The organism is Haloferax sp. DFSO60 (genome assembly GCF_046557615.1).
Lineage (GTDB): Archaea > Halobacteriota > Halobacteria > Halobacteriales > Haloferacaceae > Haloferax.
On sequence record NZ_JBKIII010000001.1, the window covers coordinates 1,707,222 to 1,726,538 of the forward strand.

Here is a 19,317-nt window from a genome sequence, read left to right on the forward strand (position 1 = left end):
GGCGAATGTGCTGTCTGACGTACCACTTAATGCGTCAGGACGCAAATCTGCACCCATTCAGATGTTTGACGAGATTATGGAGAAGTTCGAAGGCAGTCCAAGTCAACAGGCTGTCATTCGATTGCTCTTGGAACGTGGATTCTCGGTCAACGACGAGGGGCGAGTCGTTTCCGGCGGTATCGAGATTCCGAACACGGGAATCGCCCGCGAGGCAGGTGTTGACCGCCGCGTCGTCGATTCGACCACCGACGCCATTCTCGCTGACGACGAACTGCGCCGCATCTTCCAGAACATCTCTTCGATTCCGAGTCTGATGGACCTCGCACCCGTGTTGAACCTCTCGGTACTCACCGTCGAAGTCGCCAACGCGGACGAACCCGGTATCGTCTCCACGGTCACGTCGAAACTCGCCGACGCAGGCATCTCGATTCGACAGACTATAAGCGAAGACCCGGAGTTCACCGACGACCCGAAACTCTACCTCATCACCGACGACCCCGTGCCCGGCGAACTCCTCAACGACCTCTCGACGCTCTCGTTCGTTCGCCGTATCACCATCGCATAAACGCCGATTTCTGAACTATCGTTCATGACGGAAATTCTGGTTATTGTTACAATTCGTGAAGTTCTGTCATTTTGGGGATAAGATTCATATAGAAATTTGTGCTACATTGTAGCATGTCCCAATTCCGAACCTGCCTGTGCTGTGGTTCCACGGTCTCCCAGACGAGCCACTTCTGTGGCGTTTGTATCCAAAACGGCTGTACCTCCTACGCGAATTCCTGCGGATTGTAACCTCTCTTTGTGCGAATGTTTTTGAGTGCCGCGTCGCCAACTCGGAGTCATGACTACCGCCTATCGCACCGTTTCGGGCCGGGCCGACGCGCGGTTTGACGTCCAAGGTTCGGAGTTCATCGGATACATCTCCCCTGCCGAGACGGTCGAAGACGCGGAGGCGTTTATCGACGAAATCGAGGCGAAGCACCCGGATGCGACCCACAACGTTCCCGCCTATCGCGTTCCCGCCGGGTCGTCCTCGTCGTCGGTTCCGGGCGGTGGCAACGTCATGCTCCGCGAGTACCAGAGCGACGACGGCGAACCGACCGGGTCGTCGGGCAAACCCGCGCTCAACGTCTTAGTCCAACAAGACATCCGCAACGTCGTCGTGGTCGTCACTCGTTACTATGGCGGGACCAACCTCGGCGTCGGCGGCCTCGCCCGGGCCTACTCACGGGCCGTCAAAGAGGCACTCGACGCGGCGGGCGTCGTCGAAGAGATTCCTCACGAGCGATTCACCGCGACAGTCGAGTACGACGACTCGGGGAGTGTGCGAGGAATCTTAGAATCGACGGGCGTTGAGTTCGACGCCGACTACGACCAGCAGGTGTCGTTTGCGGTTCGCGTTCCCATCGAAGACGCCGACGAACTTCGAGATAGACTCAGGAGTGCGACGAGCGGACGCGTCGAACTCGAATAAAAGGGTGTTTTCGGTCGAACCGTCGCGTTAGTCGGTCGGTTCGGCCATTGCTTCGGGTGCGGGTTGACTGCCGTCCCGAGTTTCTCGCTTGTTCTTCAGCGCGAGCGCCCCGAAGATGACGCCACCCACGGCGCGCATTCCGAGGTCGACGATGACTCCGCCGGGTGCCGCGCCGACGAGTCCGAGTGCCCCACCGAGGTCGAAGATGGCGTTCAAGAGCAGCGACGGTGCCATGAGGAAGAACGCCGAGAGTGCGAACAGCGCGCGTTCGGAGCGACTCACACGGGTGTAGAGATACCCGATGACCGTCGCACCCAGCGCGATGACGCCGATAAAGACGCCCGCGACGGGGATGACGACCTGCGGAACGAACCACCCGAGGTCGATTACGTCGGCGAACGTGATGACTTTCGCCGCCTCACCCCGCCCGCGAAGGAGCAGGATGCCCGGCGTGAGTGCGAACGCGAACGGAACGACCGCCTTGTTGAGCGAGAGCGAGAAGGCTTTCGTCCCCGTTCGGAACGGATTGGACCGGGCAATCCCGGATGCAGCATACGCTGCGACCGCCACCGGTGGTGTGATGTCTGCGATCACCCCGAAGTACAGGATGAACAGGTGGGCCGCAAGAAGCGGGATATCCGAGGACTGAGCGATTGCCGGACCGAGGAGCGACACCAGAATGATGTACGTCACGGTCGTCGGCATGCCCATCCCGAGGATGATAGAGGCAATCGCGGTGAAGAGCAAGAGCAGGACGATAGACCCGCCTGCGACTGCCTTGATGAGCGCGGTCAGGTTCGGACCGAGGCCAGTCGCACTGACGACGCCGGGGATGATACCGGCGGCGGCGACGGCGATGACGACTTCGGTCGAAGTACGCGCACCGGAGTCCATCGACTTGCCGATGAACGTCACGTAGCGGAACGCGTTGATGTCCGAGAGCGACGGGCGCGAGAGCTTCGTCGAAAGCTTGTCTGCCGTCTCGTCCACTGCGTCGTCGAACCGGAGCAGTGGTGCATCGAGGTTTGGCCGCGCCAGCATGATTGCGAGGCTGACGAAGATGACGATGTAGCCGAGGTTGCCCGCGGCAGCAAACAGTGCGCCACCGAGCGAGAGACCCTCGCCGCCAGCGCCAGCAATCGCGTCGGGGAGGCCGACACCGGTCGTGAGGAACGAGACGACCTGTGCGAGATACACCGCGCCAATCGTCCCGAGCAGGGGTATCTTCGTCCGCTCGTTGTACGCGGCCACTGCGGCGAGCAACGCCATGATGGCGATGAGCGTGAACCACGCAGAGCGAGCGACGGTCAGTCGCTCGACGATGAGATAGAACATGAGCAACCCGAGCGGGAGGAGGTAGAACCACCCGCGAGAGAGATGCTGTCGTATGTTGACGACCTCGGAGCGGTCGAGTCCCCCGATGTTCGCCCGCGTGGCTTCGAGGTGGACCATCACCCACACCCCGAAGAAGAACACGATAGCCGGAATGGTCGCGGCGATGATGATGTCCGCGAAGGGCACGCCGATGAACTCAATCATCAGGAAGGCGGCCGCGCCCATGACCGGTGGGAGAATCTGTCCACCGGAGGATGCAGATGCTTCGACTGCGCCCGCGAACTCAGAGCGATACCCGGATTTCTTCATGAGCGGGATGGTGAACGCACCGGTCGTCACGGTGTTCGCAATCGACGAGCCGGAGATCGTTCCCATGAACCCGGAGGCGAGAATCGACGCCTTGGCCGGGCCACCTTTTCGCGTTCCGGTTGCGGCGTACGCGAGATCGATAAACCACTGACCCGCACCAGACATCTCCAAGAACGCGCCGAACAGGATGAAGATGTAGATGAACTGCACCGAGACGGTGACCGGAATCCCGAAGACACCGTTTTCGGTGTTGTACCAGAGGTTCTGGATGATGTTCGTCCACGACCCCTGCGGAATCGAGAGGACGCCGACGATGGGCATGCTCGGCGAGATGAGGTAGCCCCACCGCGCGTAGACGATAAAGGACGCGACGATGATAGTCAGGTAGAACCCGAGCGAGCGCCGCGTCGCTTCGAGCACGAGGAACACGCCGACGATTCCGAGGAAGAACGGATAGGAGATGTCCGAGAACGGAAGGAGACCGATGAGACCCATCGCCGCGTTGGCGATGAAATCGACCCCCAAGACGTCACCGAGTGCGGCGAAGGGCATGCTCAGATACTCCGCGACGCTTCGGCCTGCCGAGAGACCGAACACGCGGAGGCGCTGAATCTCGCCCCACTCCATCACCATGTAGAGTGCCGTCGCCGCGGCGAGTATCATGAACACCACGTCGAGTGGCGTCACACGCTCGCGTTCGGGGTCGACGGCGAGCCATCGAACCCCGCGACGGAGCCCGTCTGCGGCGCGCGTAATGGGGCTGTCTTCACCGAACCGCGAGGCGAGTGTTGGAACGACTCGCCCGAGGCGACGAGCGAACGCGCCGTGCCCGGTCGTCGGCGGAAACAGGATGAACGCCAAGACGAGCGCGAATGCGACGTGGACGGCGTTGACCTGCAACAGTTGCAGCGCGCCGAGCGACACTTCGCCCACCAGTGGAAGCGTCGCAGAGAAGTCGAAGCCGCGTGCGGCCAGCCACGACTGGAAGAGGGAAAAGGAAATTGCGATAATCGAGGTGACGATGGCGGCCCACCCAGTGAGGGTCCGCTTTCGCTCGATTCCTTCGAGCATCTCCTGTGCCTCTTCTTCGGATAGCTCTTCGTCTGTACTCTCGCCTGCCTCGTCCGAAGGAGTGCCTCCATCGGGTAGCACGGCTGGCGAGGTGGTGTCGCTTTCCGTCCACTCGTCGGACTCGCGGCCACCACAGTTCTCGTCGGAAGGGTCGTTGCCTCGACCCTCGTCGTGTATTCGGTTCGTCATTGGTCAGTCGGTAGTCAGTGGAGGGCTGCGTCGAGTACGGACTGGTTCGTCACGCTGAGTCGGACCGTTCGCGCATCCGAGAGCGCTACTAGGTCATACGTCTTCTCTCCTACGTGGAGTTTGTGCCCCGCGACGTGGCCGGGCTTGACGTAAATTTCCTCCCAGCTTCCTTCGGGGTCGAAGACGTACGACCCGTTTTCTTTGTGTACGTCGGCACGGGCGGGAAGTCCCCAACCGTACGATTCGAACTCCATTCTCGTCATCTCGAGTTCACCGTTCCGGACGGTGTACTCGTCGAGGACACGTGTCTTTTCGACACTGTGGTTGTATTCGACCGAGACAGTCGAGTTTTCCGAAACGTGCTGTGTCAAAAGAACCTCGCCGGTCTCTGCATCTTCGACGACGAGTGCTTGCCCCGCTGGGACCGCGGCACTGCCGCCGACAGCGAGTGCTAAGATGGCGAAGACGACGAGGAGACGTTTTGCTGTCGAGTCGAGCATTGAAAGAGGTGAAAGTGTGCGGTTCTGTGGACGCTTGCCGACCGATTAGCCGAAGTAGGCCTGCGCGCCGGGGTGCAGTTCGATGGACATGCCGTCCTGTGCGGTTTCCTTCGAGATGAAGTCGGTCTTGATGGTGAGGTCGTCCACGTTGTCGAAGATAGCCGCGCTGACTTCTTCGACGGTTGCATCAGGCTGTTCGGCGTTGGTCGCAATCATCGCCTGCACGGAGACGGTCGGGACGGCCGATTCGAGACCGTACGTACCGGCCGGAATCTCGTCGTCCGCGTAGAACGGTGCTGCACCTTTGACGGCTTCGCGGTCCTCGCCATCGACGGGGACGACGACGACATCCTCGGTTGCGGCGAGTTCTTCGATTGCGCCGACTGGCCAGCCACCGACGACGAACGCGGCGTCGATGTCACCGTTCTTCAGCTGGTCGGATGCCTGCGAGAAGCCAGTGTTCTGCTCGGAGTAGTCGCTGATTCCGAGGGCTTCGAGAATCTGGAGGGCGTTGACCTGCGTACCCGAACCGAGGTCACCGGTGTTGATGGTCGCACCCGAGAGGTCGCCGACCGACTCGATGCCGGTGTCTGCGAGCGTGATGATGTGAATCGTCTCAGGGTAGAGCGTCGCAACGCCACGGAGGTTCTCGACGGGGTTCCCCTGGAACGCTTCGATACCCTCACCGTTGCGTGCGAAGTAGGCAACGTCGTTCTGAATCAGTGCGAAGTCGGCGTCGCCACGGGCGAGACTGCCGACGTTCTCGACGGATGCACCGGTCGATTGGACCTGGAGCGTGAAGTCCGTGTTCGCTTCGACGACGGACTTGAACTCGTTGGAGAGTGGGAAGTACGTCCCACCGGTACCACCAGCGTGCCACGAGAGACGGGACGAACCGCTCTCGTTTCCACCTTCCGTGGTCGTCTCTTCGCCGCCAGATTCAGTGGTCGTGTCTTCGGCGGTCGTGTCTTCGCCACCGTTGCCACCAGTACAGCCAGCGAGGCCTGCAACGCCGGCGACGCCTGTTGCTGCGATAAACTCTCGACGGTTAAGTTTCCGAGTCATACACTACTATTGGTATTAATTAATATATAGGCCTGTTCATGTCAACACAAAACATGTGTATATTTTCACACCAATTGTAATAAATCATTATTATGGTATTGTTGTTAAATGCTAATCATTGGCAATAGAGTCTATTTCGCGCCACCTTTGACAAATATGCACAACAATTCTCTCGAAATATAGAACTGGTAACATGATGGTGCAGATTCGACCCAAACAGAAGGGGTTCGAATCGTGGGGGAGGTTCGTGTGGGCGTTCTGTCGGCAGGGTATCTCACAATAGTGTTCTATGGGTCCGTTTCGGAACACCTTCGATAACAGAAAAATCTAACGCTGTCTCTCGATTTTCGACTCGAAGAAAGGGGGTTCTTAGTCGACGATGATGTCGGCGTCCGACGATTCGCGGTTCGACGACGGCGACATCTGTTCTTGATATTTCGTAATCCACTCGGCGAAACACGTTGGACAGAACCGCTGGCTATCGACTGTCGAGCGGTCGACTTGGAGTCGAACGTCTCGGGCAAGTGCGTCTTCGACCGATTGGCCGCACCCGTCGCAAGGGTCACTCATCGGTGCGTACCTCCTGTCGCGCGAATCTCGTCCATGCTTCCGAAGTCCGCGGGGGGTAACTTAGTCGTTACCCGCCCAACTCGCGTTTACGTCGTGCGGAAGGCGCGGTCGCCTGCGTCTCCGAGACCGGGGACGATGTAGCCGTCGTCGTCGAGGTAGTCGTCGATAGAGACCGTCAGAAGGTCGATGTCGGGGAACTCGTCACCGACGCGAAGCAGTCCGTCGGGGGCCGAAACGGCCGAGAGAACGAACAGTTTGGCCGGGTCGACGCCGTCGTTGTTGTCGAGGATGTGGTCGAGGACCGAACACATCGTCGAACCCGTCGCTAGCATCGGGTCGGCCACGATGACGGTGTCCTTCTCGGTGATTTCGGGGAGTTTCACGTAGTCGATGGTGATGGGGAAGTTTCCATCGTCGTCCATGCCCGCTTCCTCGTCGCGCCCGGCAGAGATGACACCCTGCTTTGCGCGTGGGAACGCCTTGAGCAGGCCTTCGACGAAGGGCGTCGCGGCGCGAAGCACGTTGATGATGACGACATTGTCCAGTCCTTTCACACGCTCGCCGGTCGTCTCTGCCAGCGGCGTCTGGATGCTGACGTACTCGGTTTCCATGGCCCCGTCGATGATTTCGTAGCCACAGATGCGGCCGAGTTTGACCAGCCCTTTCCGGAACGCTACCTGCGTCGTTTCCACGTCGCGGAGGCGCGAGAGCGTGTCCTTCGCCAGCGCATGCGTGAGTACGTACGCATCGTCTCGGTCTTCAATCGGCATTACCGAATAAGCGGATTCCCGAAGGACATAAAACCGGCTATCGGCCGCCCAGACGAACGTTTGCTGTACGTTGACGAGCGACTGACTTACTTCGTCACGAGGTAGGTTATCGCCGTGAGTACCAGCGCCGCCGTGACGACGTTGACGACGTTGAACGTCCAGAGACTCGCGTAGTCGAGCGCCCAGACGACGACTGTTGCGAATATCGACGAGAGGATGATGTTCATCACGAGAAGCACTCGCGGGTCGCCTTCGCCCCATTCGATGCCACCTTCGGCTTCCTCGCTCATTGGTCCGCCTCCGGTTCGGCGAGAGCCACTTCCGCACCGGGTTCTGTTGGGAAGTGCTGGTCCGTGTCGCTTGCGGCGTCCAGTGCGTGTTCGTCCAACGCCGCCACGAGCGCGTCTTCGTCGATGTCGCGGCCGATAAAGACCAACTCCGTGCGCTTGTCGCCGTACTCGTCGTGCCACGACAGTTCGGGGTGGTTGCGACGATAGGTGTCCTGTTCGAACTCCGGCAGCGAGGCAATCCACGGGCCACTGGCGGTGAGATACGCCGACGGTCCGGCCTGACTGTAGGTGTACTGGACGTCTTCTGCCCCACCGACCCACACGGTTCCTTTCGAACGAATCACCGAACTCGGCAGGTCGCCGAGTACCGATTCGAGGCCGTCGGGGTCGAACGCGGCACGTCGTCGGTAGACGAACGACGTGATGCCGTAGGTCTCCTCGGCGTGCGAAACGACGGCGTGGTCGTGGTCGTGGCTGTGGTCCTCACTGTTGTGGCTGTGGTCGTGACCGTGGTCACTCTCATCGCCTTCGGTCTCCAGTGCCGCCCGCCACCCGACCGGTGCCTCGGGGTCGTAGAGGTCGGCGAGCAACGTGTCGATATCGACGTTGCTGTGGGCCGTCTCGACGATGTCTGCTTCTGGTCGGAGCGCGCTCACCACGTCGCGGACACCCGCTAACTCCTCGTCTGAGACGAGGTCACGCTTGTTGAGTACCACGAGGTCGGCGCTCTCGACCTGTTCGACCAGCAGGTCTGAGAGTGGTCGAACCTCACCGTCGCTGTCTTCGGCGATAGTTTGGTCGGGGTCACCGCCCGCGAAGGTATCCGCGAAGAGGCGTGAATCGACGACGGTGACGAGTCCGGCGATATCGTATCGCGCGGCCGCGCGCGAGGTGACGAAGAGACGAGCGACTGGGCCGGGTTCGGAGACGCCGGAAGCTTCCACGACGAGGTGGTCGAACGACCGTTCTTGGGCGAGGCGGACGACTGCCGTTTCGAGGTCGTCCTGAAGTTCACAGCAGATACACCCGTTCGATAGCTCTGTGACTCCCCCGCCGACCGCGAGGTCGGACTCTGCGGCGACCAACTCGGCATCGACGTTCACTTCACCCATGTCGTTGACGAGGACGGCGATATCTCTCCCGTCTGCGTTCGTCAACAAGTGGTTGAGCAGCGTCGTCTTCCCTGCGCCGAGGCTTCCGCCGAGGATAGTCACGGGGATGGTATCCCGCGTAGTCATAGGCGGGCCTACCTCGCCCTCGTATAAGAAGCCGTGGGTATCTTCGGTGTAAATTCATGAGCGATACGCTTTTGCACGGGGGATGGTGACACTGTAAACTGATGACCCTCGCCGCGCGAATCGAGTCGTTCCGACTGCTGGTCGAAGAGTGGGTTCGGGGACTCTATCACGGGATGATTACCCACCCTGCCTACGAGAAAATCGAGAAGCAGGCAGAAGACTACGAAGACGCGTTCATGCTCGCGTGCTTCCCCGATGCGTTCGGCATCCCCTCGCCCGTCTCCTACTACACGGCGGAACTCCTCCCCTACCTCGAAGACGAGTTCGAAGCGTGGGAACGACGGATGTGGGACCGGGGTTCGTTGCTCGAACGAAAAGGCCACCAGTACCACTTCTAATATGCGTAAATTCGTCTTCTTCGGCGGCAAAGGCGGCGTCGGTAAGACTACCATGTCGAGTGCGTACGCGGTCAAGTGTTCACGAGCAGGCTTGCAGACGCTCCTCGTCTCGACCGACCCGGCACACAGCACTCGCGACGTGTTCGACCAAGAGTTTACAGACGAACCATCTCCTGTCGAGGGCGAACCCAACCTCGATGCGATGGAAATCGACCCCGAGACAGAGGTTCGAGACCATCTGATGGAGACGAAGCGGGCGCTCTCCGACCAGGTGAGTCCGGCGATGGTGAACGAAATCGACCGCCAAATCGAGATGTCTCACCAGACACCCGGGGCACACGAATCCGCGCTGTTCGACCGCTTTATCGAGGTCATGCGCGATTCGGACGAGTACGACCGGGTCGTCTTCGACACCTCGCCAACCGGCGGGACGCTTCGACTTCTCTCGCTCCCGGGGTATCTCGACGGGTGGATTCAGCGACTCATCCACAAGCGCAAACAGTCGGTCAAACTGTTCGAACGCGCCGCAATCGGCAACAACGAGCCTCGAAGAATGATGGACGGTGACCCGATTATCGCCCGCCTCGAAGCTCGACGCGACAACTTCTCGTTCGCCGCGGAGACGCTTCGAAACGATGCGGCGTTCTTCCTCGTCGTCAACCCCGACCAACTCTCGATTTGGGAGACGAAACGAGCAGTAGACGAACTGGACTCCTACGACCTATCGGTTCGTGGCCTCGCGGTCAATCGCCTGACGCCCGAGCCGGACCCCGACGAAGAGGGACGGGGGGCACGGTTCTTGCGCGACAGAGTCACAACTGAGCAAGACCGACTCGACGAACTCCGCGAAGACCTCGAACCCCCGCTCGTCGCCACAATCGAGACACGCATCGCCGAAGTGAAAGGAGATTTCCTCGGCGAGGTTGCCGACGAACTCGACATCGACGTCGAACCTGACGACGCATAACGACCGACTCGTACTGAACGAGAACGGAACTGGTAATTTCCAGATATTTGCCAGATACAACTTCTCCGTCATCTCTCCTCCGTTACCTGTTATTCGTCCGTGATAGTTTCACAACTATCGTTAACGTTAAGTTAGATATATCCGTGTCGGGCAATGGGGCAGAGTACCATGGTACAAGTCATTTGGCTGGTTGCAGCGGTTGTAGCGTTGTTTACCGTCGGATATTTCGGATATTCGCGGTACCTTGCGCAGTTCGTCGATCTCGACGACAGTCGTGATACACCGGCACACAAATACGAAGACGGTCAAGAGTACGTTCCGGCGAAGAAGCCGGTGCTACTGGGGCATCACTATTCGAGTATTGCAGGCGGCGCACCTATCGTCGGCCCGATTACGGCCGGTGTGGTGTGGGGATGGCTTCCGGCGCTGGCATGGATTGCGATCGGTAATCCGCTGCTCGGCAGTGTACACGACTTCGTGTCGCTTTCGAGCAGTTTGCGACACGACGGAAAGTCGATTGGATACATCATCGGTGAGTACGTCGGCGAACGCGGCAAGAACATGCTTCTTTGGTTCGCGTTCCTGACGATTGTACTGGTTGTCGCGGTGTTCGCCCTCGTGGTGGCAATCGTGTTCAACGCGTATCCCGAGGCGGCAACTGCGAGTTTGGTATACATCGTTCTCGCAGTGTTCTTCGGGGTTTACCTGTACCAACTCAATCTGCCGTTCCTGCCGGGAACCGCCGCGTTCGTCATCGCGATGTTCGCCGGTGTCTACGCGGGCATTCAGTTCCCAATTGCAATCTTCGAGCCAGCGGCGCGTGCTCCCGCATCGACGCTCGTTCTGCTCGGAGACGGTGGCGCGTGGCTCCCCGGTGCGGGAGCCTTCGGTGCAAACGCAGCGGCGTGGGTGCCGATTATCCTCCTGTACGGTGCGATTGCGAGCGCCCTTCCGGTCTGGGTGCTTCTCCAACCGCGTGACTACCTCTCGTCGTTCCTGCTCTACGCAGGCGTCGGTGGGTCGCTCGTTGCAATCGTGGTCGGGACGTTCGTCACGAACCCGACCCAACCGCTCGTGACCAACCTCGAACCCTTCTACGGGTTCATCGGTCGCTCCGGCGCACCACTATTCCCACTCCTGTTCATCACCATCGCGTGTGGGACCATCAGCGGTTTCCACTCGCTCGTCTCTTCGGGGACCACCTCGAAGCAACTGAACAAGGAGAGCGACGCACGGATGATTGGCTACGGTGGCATGCTCGGCGAAGGCCTGCTCGCTACCGTCGCACTCGCAACGGTCGCTATCATCGCTCCCGACGTGGGTGGCGGTATCGGCCTCGCACTTCCGACGTTCGCAACTGGTGGCGGTGTCATCCTGTCGAGCTTCGGTATTCCGACGAGCTTCGGTGGCCCGTTCATGGCTCTCGTTCTCGTGAGTTTCTTGCTCACCTCGACTGACACGGCTGTGCGTCTCGGCCGCTACATGATGGAAGAGATCATCGGCACGCCCGAGTCGCCGGTCGAAGAGTTCGCGTCTGACCGCTACGGTAACGCACTTGTCCAGTCCGTGCCCGCGTACCTGCTCATCACGAGTGGGTCGTGGCTCACGCTCTGGCAACTGTTTGGTGGCGCAAACCAGCTCCTCGCTGCGATGGCACTCCTGACGGCGACTGTCTGGCTCGCCAACTGGGACGACTCCAAGCAGCTTCTCAGCACCGGCGGCCCGATGGCGCTCATGACGACCATCACCACGCTCGGTCTGCTGTGGCTGGTCTTCCACGACAACATCTACGCGAAGTTCATGAACGGCGAATGGATGGCCGACGCTGGCATCTTCGCTATCCTCTCGTCGGTCGTGCAGATAGTCATCGCACTCGTACTCATCTACCTGGCACTCTCGCTGGCGAAGATGGGCTACGACAACATCCAAGACGCCCGCGACTCCAGTGGTGGCAGTGGCGGTCGTCCGACGCCGAGCGACGACTAAAAAATAGAATCGAACCGTCGATTCGCTTTTTTTTATTTGCGTAACCGGTCGAGGAGCCGCTGCACCAACCCACCCGAGGCAGTCGGCGACACGTCGGTCCAGAGCGTAAACGCGGCGACCGAATCGGCACTCGGACTCGCAATGGCCGTCTCCGTCTCGGGAGAGACGACGGCGACGTTCATCTCGAAGTGGCCGTAGTAGCCGAATTTGAGGAGCGTTCGGTCCGAAAAGTCGCTGACGAACGAGTGTACGTCGTCGGGAACGTCGGGTGCGATGAGGACGAACGTAAAGTCCGTCCCGAAGTGTTCTTCGCTCGGTTCGACCCACTCGTCGCTGAGTCTGTGGCCGAGTTCGACGAGTCGTTCGAGTTCGGCAATCGTCGCGGTATCGACGTAGCGAGCGAAGAGATACTCTTTCGCGTGGTGGTTCGCGTAGTTAATCGACTGATGGACGAACTGTTTCTGCGTCTCCATCCGCATCGACCCGAAGAGGTCGAACTGCTCTCCGTGGATGCTGTAGTCCTGTTCGAGGTCGTAGTTGAACATGAGGCGGTCCGAAACGCGGTCGAGATACTCGTCGTCCCAGACCGGCGGGTCGAACTCCTCGTCGGGTCGCGCGCCGTCGCTCATTCGTCGGGTTCGTAGGGCGAGGCGTCGCCGGAGACTGCGGGTGCGCCGATAGCCAAGAGTTCGACTGCCTCCGTCGCGTCTGCAGGGTTGTGAGCCCGGTGTGGGCTTTCGGGGTCGGCGACGAACGTGCTTCCTTCCGCCACTTCGAACGTTTCTTCGGGCGTTTCGACGAAAAGAGTGCCCGAGAGGACGTAAAACGCTTCTTCCTGTTCAGAGTGAGAGTGATACATCAGCGGCGGTTGCTCGCCGGGTTCGGCCCGGAAGTAGTTGAGCGCGAAGTTTTCTAATCCACCTGCGGAACCGATGCGGCGGAGTTCGCACGGGCGTTCGGGAACCTCCTCTACGTCGTCAGTTGCGACAACTCGATATCCCATGAGACGTGGCACCACGTTCGGACTGATAAAGCCGTCGCGAACCTGTGCAAAACCAAGGTTTATTCGTGATGATTCCGAATAACTCGTCTATGGCGGACACGAAGCGCGAAGCGTGCGGACGGTGTTCGTTGACCACTGTCGTCGATGCGACGGCCAACGAGAGGATGGACCCGTTCGACGGCGACCGTATCGAACTCGACGACGGCGAACTCCGTCGGACCTCACCGGCAGCGTGGTTCGAAGGTCTCTCTGCCCGTCTCGATGCACTCGCCGAACGGGTCATCTATGGTTCTCGCTAACACATCGCGACAGATTGCTCGTAGAGTTTATACCTTCTAGCGCCTATTCCCGTCAACGACATGGAAGAGAGCATCTCCGGGTTCAAGCGCCGAGGCACCTGGGGCGAGGTGGTGGAACACGGCGAACGCGTGACGCGCGCGCTCGCCGACGCCGGGACGGAAGGCCCCGCTTTTGAGGAATGGGACGACTGGCGACCGAAATCACACGAACGCCTTGGAGAAGACGTAAACAAGAAGACAGCAGAGAAAGCGAGCATCGCCGAAGGAGAGGGTGAGAAGGCCGGAAAGAGTCCGAACGACGACCTCAAAACGGCAGGTGAGAAACTCACGGACTCCTACGAGAAAGTCGAAGAGGGTGACGGCGAGAGCGCAGTCGAATCGTGGCAAGACTCGATTAACTACGTCGCGCGTGCCGCCGACTCCGCCGGGCGAAAGGCACTCCGCAAGGTCGAAGACACCGTATACCGGAAAGTCATGACCCAACTCGCGCCGTACTACTTCGACAACGAACTCGTCAGCGCCAACATCCAGCAGGTTGGCCGCGGGTCGGACGAAGAACAGTTCGTCTTCGAGGTGAACGTCAACGACGACGAACTGAAAACGACCGTCTCGGACCTCCTCCAGCAGTTCGAGGACGAGGTGGACCGCTGGCACATCGATACCGAGAAAGATACCGAAGTCGCTGAAGTCGTCGAAGGTGTCGAAGTGACCGACGCCGAGCGCGAGTCAGAGTCGCCGACGCGTTCGACCACCAACTGAGGGTTCCCCTTCGACAATACTGATACTGGCGGCCAGTCATGTGTTCGTATGCCCGAGCCACTTCACATCGAGTCCGGTGAGTTGACCGCGGACGAAATCCTCGACCACCTCCGAGATGGTCGCCGTCTCATCGTCCGCGCCGAGATGCTCGGCGGGATTCACGAAGTAACACTCCGCCACGACGGGAAGATTTTCTACTGCGATACCCCCACGACCCTCCACAAACACGAAGACGAAGAGGGGATGCGAACGTGCGTGATGAAGATGGGCTACGCCAAGCAGTGAGCAACACCAGGTTCCGCGACGTGAGGGTTTAATTCGGCTCACGCCGAAGAGTTGTGCATGGCTGACGCACCGGATTTGGAAGATCTGATAGAGACCAACGACCCGAGTTTCGGGCACGTCCTCGCCTGCGTCTTCGGAATCCAGCGCCACGAGAGTCGAACGTATCTCGCACTCCTCGACAACCCGGGAAGTACCGTCGCAGAACTCGCAGAGATTCTCGACCGGGACCGAAGCAACGTGAATCGCTCGCTGACGACGCTCTTGGACAAGGGACTTACCGAGCGAAAACGCCGCTTGCTCGACCCCGGCGGATACGTCTATCAGTACACGGCGACGCCGCTGCCGGAGGCAAAAGAGATGATGCACGCCGCACTCGACGAGTGGGCCGACACGGTTCACAGCCGAATCGACTCGTTCGGGCAGTAATTTTTCGCCAACTTCGCTGACACGAAATTTCGTTCGGCAGGTGCCGCCCGAACCCTCCCGTTTTTGTCCCTCTGGTGCCACCGCCCGACCAATGAGCCTCGAACTCACGGCACCCGCCCAAGAAGAGCCAGCCGTCGCCGACGACGGTGCATGGCTCGAATGTATCGAATGCGGCGCACAGTTCGCGCCGTTCGAGGACATTCGATACACGTGTGACGACTGTGACAGTCTCCTCGAAGTTCGCTACGCCGAACCCGCGACGTGGGACGACTTCGACGGCCGCGGCGTCTGGCGCTACAACGCTGCGCTCCCGTTCGAAGAAGGCGTCTCGCTTCCCGAAGGTGCGACGCCACTCCACGAAGTACCTCGTCTCGAAGCCGACGTCGGCGTCGAAACGCTCCGCATCAAGCACGAAGGGATGAACCCAACGGGGTCGTTCAAAGACCGCGGCATGACCGTCGGCGTCCGCGTCGCTAAGGAACTCGGCGTGAACCGTCTCGCCTGCGCATCGACCGGTAACACCTCTGCGGCACTCGCGGCGTACGGCGCCCGCGGTGGCATGGAGACGCTCGTCCTCCTCCCCGCTGGCAACGTTGCGGCCGGGAAAATCGCCCAGGCGTCGCTCCACGACGCTCGCATCCTCGAAGTCGATGGCAACTTCGACTCCTGTCTCGATATCGTCCAGGAACTCGCGGACATGGGCGAAGTCTACTTGCTCAACTCGCTGAACCCCTTCCGCCTCGAAGGCCAGAAGACCATCGGCCTCGAAATCCTCGAAGAGTTCTTCGACGACTACGACACGTACCCGGACCGCATCGTCCTCCCCGTCGGCAACGCGGGCAACACCTCTGCGCTCTACAAGGCGTTCCGCGAACTCGTCCAGTCGGGTGCGCTCGACGCCGAAGACGTGCCAAAACTCACCGGCGTCCAAGCAGAGGGTGCCGCGCCGATGGTCGAAGCCATCGAAAACGGCTGGGACGAGACCCGCCGCTGGGACGAAGTGGAGACGCGCGCCACCGCGATTCGCATCGGCAATCCGGTCAACGCACCCAAAGCACTGCCCGGTATCCGCGAGACGGGCGGCACTGCCGTCGCCGTCTCGGACGAGGAGATTACCGACGCACAACGTGACCTCGCCGCAGAAGGCGTGGGCGTCGAACCGGCATCCGCGGCCTCCGTCGCCGGTCTCCGAAAACTCCGCCGTGAAGGCGTCGTCGGTGACGACGAACAGGTCGTCTGTCTCACCACCGGCCACCTGTTGAAAGACCCCGACGCGGCCTTCGAAGCGGGCGACGACCCCGAACCCGTCGCCAACGACACCGACGCCGTCCTCGACCTCCTCGCTAAATAGCGGCAGACGGACGCAAGTTGCTCGTCTGACACATTCTTTTTGCTGTGTGTCCCGTTGTCACGACTATGTCTGCTTCCAGCATTCCGACCGGAACCGTCAGTTCGGGGGGCTCCGGGTCGAGAACCTACCCGCGGGACGGCGGGGTTTCAGTTTCGCGCTCACCACCATCGACCGAAACCGAGCGACTGCACCGCCAAAATGCGGCGCTTCGGAAGGCAAACGAACGCCTTCGACGCCAACTCGCCATCCAAAAGCGTGACCGCCAGTCGGTCATCGACGGCTACGAGCAGTTGCTCTCGGAGGCTCAGTCACCGCGTCAAAAACGAGAGAAAGTGCCGACTGGTCTCGTGAGTCGCCTCAGGTCGTTCGTTCGCCGACTCAGAGTGTGATGATATCCACGTCGATGATGCGGTCATCGGCGAGGAGTTCGTTTCGAACCGCGTCCGGAACTTCGTTGTCGAGGTTGTAGACGGTGAGTGCTTCACCACCGGGTTTTGCACGGCGAGCGTTGAACATGCCTGCGATGTTCACGTCGTTGTCGCCGAGGACCGTTCCGATGAGGCCGATGACACCGGGTTTGTCGTAGTTGCGAGCGACGAGCATCTGCCCGTGCGGAATCGCGTCGAGACGGTAGCCGTTGATACGGACGATACGTGGGTCGTCGCCTGCGAAGAGGGTTCCTGCGATGGTCATCTCTTCGTCGCCGTTGCGGACGGTGACGCTGACGAGACTCTGGAAATCCTCCGACTGGCGGGACTTCGACTCGGTGACGTCGATACCGCGCTCTTTGGCGATGCGCGGCGCGTTGACGGCGTTGACCTGCCACTCGAGCGGTGTGAAGACGCCTTTGAGCGCCGAGGCGGTGACGAGTTCGAGGTCTTCGGCGGCGATGTCGCCGTTGTAGGTCACTTCGACTTCGCTGATGCGACCGTCGAGCAGTTGGGCGGCGATTTTGCCCGCGGTTTCGGCGAGGCCGATGTAGGGGCGAATGCGCGGGAAGGCGCTCTCATCGACCGAGGGCGCGTTGAGCGCGTTCATAACCGGTTCCTCGCGGAGTGCGGCGACAACCTGGTCTGCGGTCGAGGTAGCGACGTTCTCCTGTGCTGCCGAGGTGGATGCGCCGAGGTGCGGCGTGACCACGACGTCGTCAACCGACAGCAGTGGGTTGTCGGATGCGACGGGTTCGTCGGCGAACACGTCCACTGCGGCCCCGTCGAGGACGCCGGAATCGACAGCTTCGGCGAGTGCGGCTTCGTCAACGACGCCACCGCGAGCGCAGTTGATGAGGTAGCCGCTTCCCATCGTCTCCAGTTCTTCGGTCGAGATGAGGTTCTTCGTCTCGGGCGTCAGGGGCGTGTGAACCGTCAGGAAGTCTGCGCGCGAGAGACACTCGTCGAATCCCACGAGTTCTGCACCGAGTTGCTCGGCGCGTTCTTCGCCGATGTAGGGGTCGTAGGCGACGATACTCATGCCGAGCGAGGAGAGTTTCTTTGCGACCTCTTGGCCGACGCGACCCAGACCGATGACGCCGAGGGTCTTGCCGTTGACCTCGGTGCCGAGGTAGTCGGACTTGGCCCACTCGCCGCCTTTCAGGCGGGTGTGTGCCTGCGGAATCGAGCGCGCGGCGGCAAAGCCCATGGCGACGGTGTGCTCGGCGGCGGCACGAACGTTGCCTTCGGGGGCGTTCGCGACGATGACACCGTGTTCGGTGGCAGCCTCGATGTCGATGTTGTCGACACCGATACCGGCGCGGCCGACGATGATGAGGTCGGATGCGGCCTCGAACACTTCGGCTGTGACCTGCGTTCCGGAGCGGACGATGAGTCCGTTCGCGTCAGAAACTGCATCGAGCAGTGCTTGACCTTCGACATCGTACGCAGTCTCAACCTCATAACCGGCCTCTCGAATCCGGTCGAGACCCGCGTCGGCAATCGGGTCCGTGACGAGTACCTTCATGCGCGTACGGTCAAACTCATCGGGGTTAAGGATTGCCACAACGGCCTATATCGTGAACATGTGAGTGTCTCGCATGATGACAGACTTGTCTTCGAATCCACTCGATAGCTCAGATTCTGCCAACGCGGAAGGTTTGAAACCCCACGGGAACGACGGACAACCAACGCATGCGAATCATCGCCTTCGACTTCGACGGAACGCTTTCTGACTCGGAGATGACCGTCCTGCTCGGCCAGCGCAACGACACCGCCGAGAAGATGGCCGACATCACCGAGCGCGCCATGAACGACGAGATGAGCTACGCCGAGAGCCTTCGCTCCCGCGCTCGCCTACTCGAAGGACTCGAAGAAGAACTCGCCGAGGAAGCCTATGGCGAAGTCGAACTCCGCCCCGGCGCGGCCGAGTTGATTCAGCGCCTCCGCGACCACGGCCACGAAGTCGCCATCTTCACCGGCGGATTCAAGCGCGGCGTCGAACGCGCACTGGAAAAAGAGGGAGTCGAAGTCGATGACATCGTCTCGAACCACCTTCCCATCAAGGGTGGCCGACTAACGGGCGACGTCGAAGGGTCGCTCATCGAAGGCACGAAAGACACGGCGCTCGAAAACTACGCGGCCGCACACGACGTGGACATGAGCCGAACCGTCGCCGTCGGTGACGGTGCGAACGACCTACCGATGCTCGAAGTCGCCGGGCTGTCTGTTGGCTTCATTCCGAAAGACGCCGTCCGGCCCGCCTGCGACGTGGTCGTCTCGTCGATGAGTAGGCTAGAGAAGGTGTTCGAGGGCTACAACATCCTCGACGCCGACGAGTAGTCCGAACCCGTCGCTCGTTCGTACACTGCTAACATTTATCATACGCTGCACCGTACAGTCTGCAATGTCGATTCGAAATGTAAACACACCCGAGCTATGGGTGGCGGGACTCGCTTTCGTGATTCTCGCGCTCGCCGCCCTGTTCGAGGGTGTTGTCCTCGTGGATTTCACAACACTCGGGGTGGACCGTTCGATTCCCGCCATCGTGGCAGTGGTGGGGACGATGCTGGCGCTGTGGTGGATTGAGAACAGATAGAG

General features: G+C 60.4%; 23 protein-coding genes. 13 read left to right on the plus strand and 10 right to left on the minus strand.

The window, feature by feature from the left end; all coding sequences use genetic code 11:
• The first annotated feature begins 61 nt into the window (after positions 1-61).
• Positions 62-565 carry an ACT domain-containing protein gene (locus ACK509_RS09165; RefSeq protein ID WP_410766180.1) on the plus strand — a complete coding sequence of 168 codons (504 nt, stop codon included), beginning with the start codon at positions 62-64 and terminating at the stop codon, positions 563-565.
• A 279-nt stretch (positions 566-844) separates the two neighbouring features.
• Entirely contained in the window at positions 845-1,477 is a 633-nt protein-coding gene (locus ACK509_RS09170; RefSeq protein ID WP_410766181.1) for an IMPACT family protein, read from the plus strand.
• 27 nt (positions 1,478-1,504) lie between these two features.
• Here ACK509_RS09170 and ACK509_RS09175 read toward each other — a convergent pair whose 3' ends face one another.
• The 7 genes from ACK509_RS09175 to ACK509_RS09205 all read right to left on the minus strand — a co-directional run bounded on the left by ACK509_RS09175 (position 1,505) and on the right by ACK509_RS09205 (position 8,814).
• A complete protein-coding gene (locus tag ACK509_RS09175; protein WP_410766182.1) occupies positions 1,505-4,381 on the minus strand; it encodes a TRAP transporter permease in 2,877 nt (958 codons plus the stop codon).
• Positions 4,382-4,395: 14 nt separating this feature from the next.
• A complete protein-coding gene (locus ACK509_RS09180) occupies positions 4,396-4,881 on the minus strand; it encodes a DUF1850 domain-containing protein (protein ID WP_410766183.1) in 486 nt (161 codons plus the stop codon).
• Positions 4,882-4,926: 45 nt separating this feature from the next.
• Positions 4,927-5,946: a TAXI family TRAP transporter solute-binding subunit gene (locus ACK509_RS09185; protein ID WP_410766184.1), complete on the minus strand. Its 1,020-nt coding sequence runs from the start codon at positions 5,944-5,946 to the stop codon at positions 4,927-4,929.
• Positions 5,947-6,315: 369 nt separating this feature from the next.
• Positions 6,316-6,516, minus strand: a complete 201-nt coding sequence (locus tag ACK509_RS09190) for a hypothetical protein (RefSeq protein ID WP_410766185.1) — start codon at positions 6,514-6,516, stop codon at positions 6,316-6,318.
• Between the two features lie 86 nt (positions 6,517-6,602).
• Positions 6,603-7,286: a uracil phosphoribosyltransferase gene (gene upp, locus ACK509_RS09195; protein WP_410766186.1), complete on the minus strand. Its 684-nt coding sequence runs from the start codon at positions 7,284-7,286 to the stop codon at positions 6,603-6,605.
• An 86-nt stretch (positions 7,287-7,372) separates the two neighbouring features.
• Positions 7,373-7,576, minus strand: coding sequence for a hypothetical protein (locus tag ACK509_RS09200; protein WP_410766187.1), 204 nt, complete (start codon positions 7,574-7,576; stop codon positions 7,373-7,375).
• The gene (locus ACK509_RS09205; RefSeq protein WP_410766188.1) at positions 7,573-8,814 is read right to left on the minus strand and encodes a CobW family GTP-binding protein; all 1,242 of its coding nucleotides are present in this window, start codon (positions 8,812-8,814) and stop codon (positions 7,573-7,575) included. The genes ACK509_RS09200 and ACK509_RS09205 overlap by 4 nt, the downstream gene beginning before the upstream one ends.
• Before the next feature lie 101 nt (positions 8,815-8,915).
• On the opposite strand from ACK509_RS09205, the gene ACK509_RS09210 reads away from it, so the two are divergent.
• The 3 genes from ACK509_RS09210 (at position 8,916) to ACK509_RS09220 (ending at position 12,165) form a co-directional block, all read left to right on the plus strand.
• Positions 8,916-9,212 (plus strand): hypothetical protein, encoded by a 297-nt coding sequence (locus ACK509_RS09210; protein WP_390225485.1) that lies wholly within the window; start codon positions 8,916-8,918, stop codon positions 9,210-9,212.
• Position 9,213: 1 nt separating this feature from the next.
• A complete protein-coding gene (locus ACK509_RS09215; protein WP_410766189.1) occupies positions 9,214-10,179 on the plus strand; it encodes an ArsA family ATPase in 966 nt (321 codons plus the stop codon).
• 168 nt (positions 10,180-10,347) lie between these two features.
• The gene (locus ACK509_RS09220; protein WP_410766190.1) at positions 10,348-12,165 is read left to right on the plus strand and encodes a carbon starvation protein A; all 1,818 of its coding nucleotides are present in this window, start codon (positions 10,348-10,350) and stop codon (positions 12,163-12,165) included.
• 32 nt (positions 12,166-12,197) lie between these two features.
• Here the strand turns inward: ACK509_RS09220 and ACK509_RS09225 are convergent, their stop codons facing one another.
• Entirely contained in the window at positions 12,198-12,794 is a 597-nt protein-coding gene (locus tag ACK509_RS09225) for a hypothetical protein (RefSeq protein WP_410766191.1), read from the minus strand.
• Positions 12,791-13,168 (minus strand): cupin domain-containing protein, encoded by a 378-nt coding sequence (locus ACK509_RS09230; protein ID WP_410766192.1) that lies wholly within the window; start codon positions 13,166-13,168, stop codon positions 12,791-12,793. Before ACK509_RS09230 ends, ACK509_RS09225 begins: the two co-directional genes overlap by 4 nt.
• Positions 13,169-13,257: 89 nt before the next feature.
• Here ACK509_RS09230 and ACK509_RS09235 point away from each other — a divergent pair, with 89 nt between their 5' ends.
• From ACK509_RS09235 to ACK509_RS09260, 6 genes are all read left to right on the plus strand, one after another.
• Positions 13,258-13,467, plus strand: a complete 210-nt coding sequence (locus tag ACK509_RS09235) for a hypothetical protein (protein WP_410766193.1) — start codon at positions 13,258-13,260, stop codon at positions 13,465-13,467.
• Between the two features lie 60 nt (positions 13,468-13,527).
• Positions 13,528-14,226 (plus strand): DUF5828 family protein, encoded by a 699-nt coding sequence (locus ACK509_RS09240; protein ID WP_410766194.1) that lies wholly within the window; start codon positions 13,528-13,530, stop codon positions 14,224-14,226.
• A 48-nt stretch (positions 14,227-14,274) separates the two neighbouring features.
• Positions 14,275-14,511 (plus strand): hypothetical protein, encoded by a 237-nt coding sequence (locus ACK509_RS09245; RefSeq protein WP_410766195.1) that lies wholly within the window; start codon positions 14,275-14,277, stop codon positions 14,509-14,511.
• A 57-nt stretch (positions 14,512-14,568) separates the two neighbouring features.
• Positions 14,569-14,937, plus strand: coding sequence for a helix-turn-helix domain-containing protein (locus tag ACK509_RS09250; protein WP_410766196.1), 369 nt, complete (start codon positions 14,569-14,571; stop codon positions 14,935-14,937).
• Between the two features lie 91 nt (positions 14,938-15,028).
• Positions 15,029-16,288, plus strand: a complete 1,260-nt coding sequence (thrC, locus tag ACK509_RS09255; protein ID WP_410766197.1) for a threonine synthase — start codon at positions 15,029-15,031, stop codon at positions 16,286-16,288.
• Between the two features lie 65 nt (positions 16,289-16,353).
• A complete protein-coding gene (locus tag ACK509_RS09260) occupies positions 16,354-16,677 on the plus strand; it encodes a hypothetical protein (RefSeq protein ID WP_410766198.1) in 324 nt (107 codons plus the stop codon).
• Here ACK509_RS09260 and serA read toward each other — a convergent pair.
• Positions 16,667-18,244 (minus strand): phosphoglycerate dehydrogenase, encoded by a 1,578-nt coding sequence (gene serA, locus ACK509_RS09265; protein WP_410766199.1) that lies wholly within the window; start codon positions 18,242-18,244, stop codon positions 16,667-16,669. The two genes, ACK509_RS09260 and serA, sit on opposite strands and share 11 nt — an antisense overlap.
• Before the next feature lie 167 nt (positions 18,245-18,411).
• Here serA and serB point away from each other — a divergent pair, with 167 nt between their 5' ends.
• The gene (gene serB / locus ACK509_RS09270) at positions 18,412-19,059 is read left to right on the plus strand and encodes a phosphoserine phosphatase SerB (protein ID WP_410766200.1); all 648 of its coding nucleotides are present in this window, start codon (positions 18,412-18,414) and stop codon (positions 19,057-19,059) included.
• A 64-nt stretch (positions 19,060-19,123) separates the two neighbouring features.
• Positions 19,124-19,315 carry a hypothetical protein gene (locus ACK509_RS09275; RefSeq protein WP_410766201.1) on the plus strand — a complete coding sequence of 64 codons (192 nt, stop codon included), beginning with the start codon at positions 19,124-19,126 and terminating at the stop codon, positions 19,313-19,315.
• Positions 19,316-19,317: the final 2 nt, after the last annotated feature.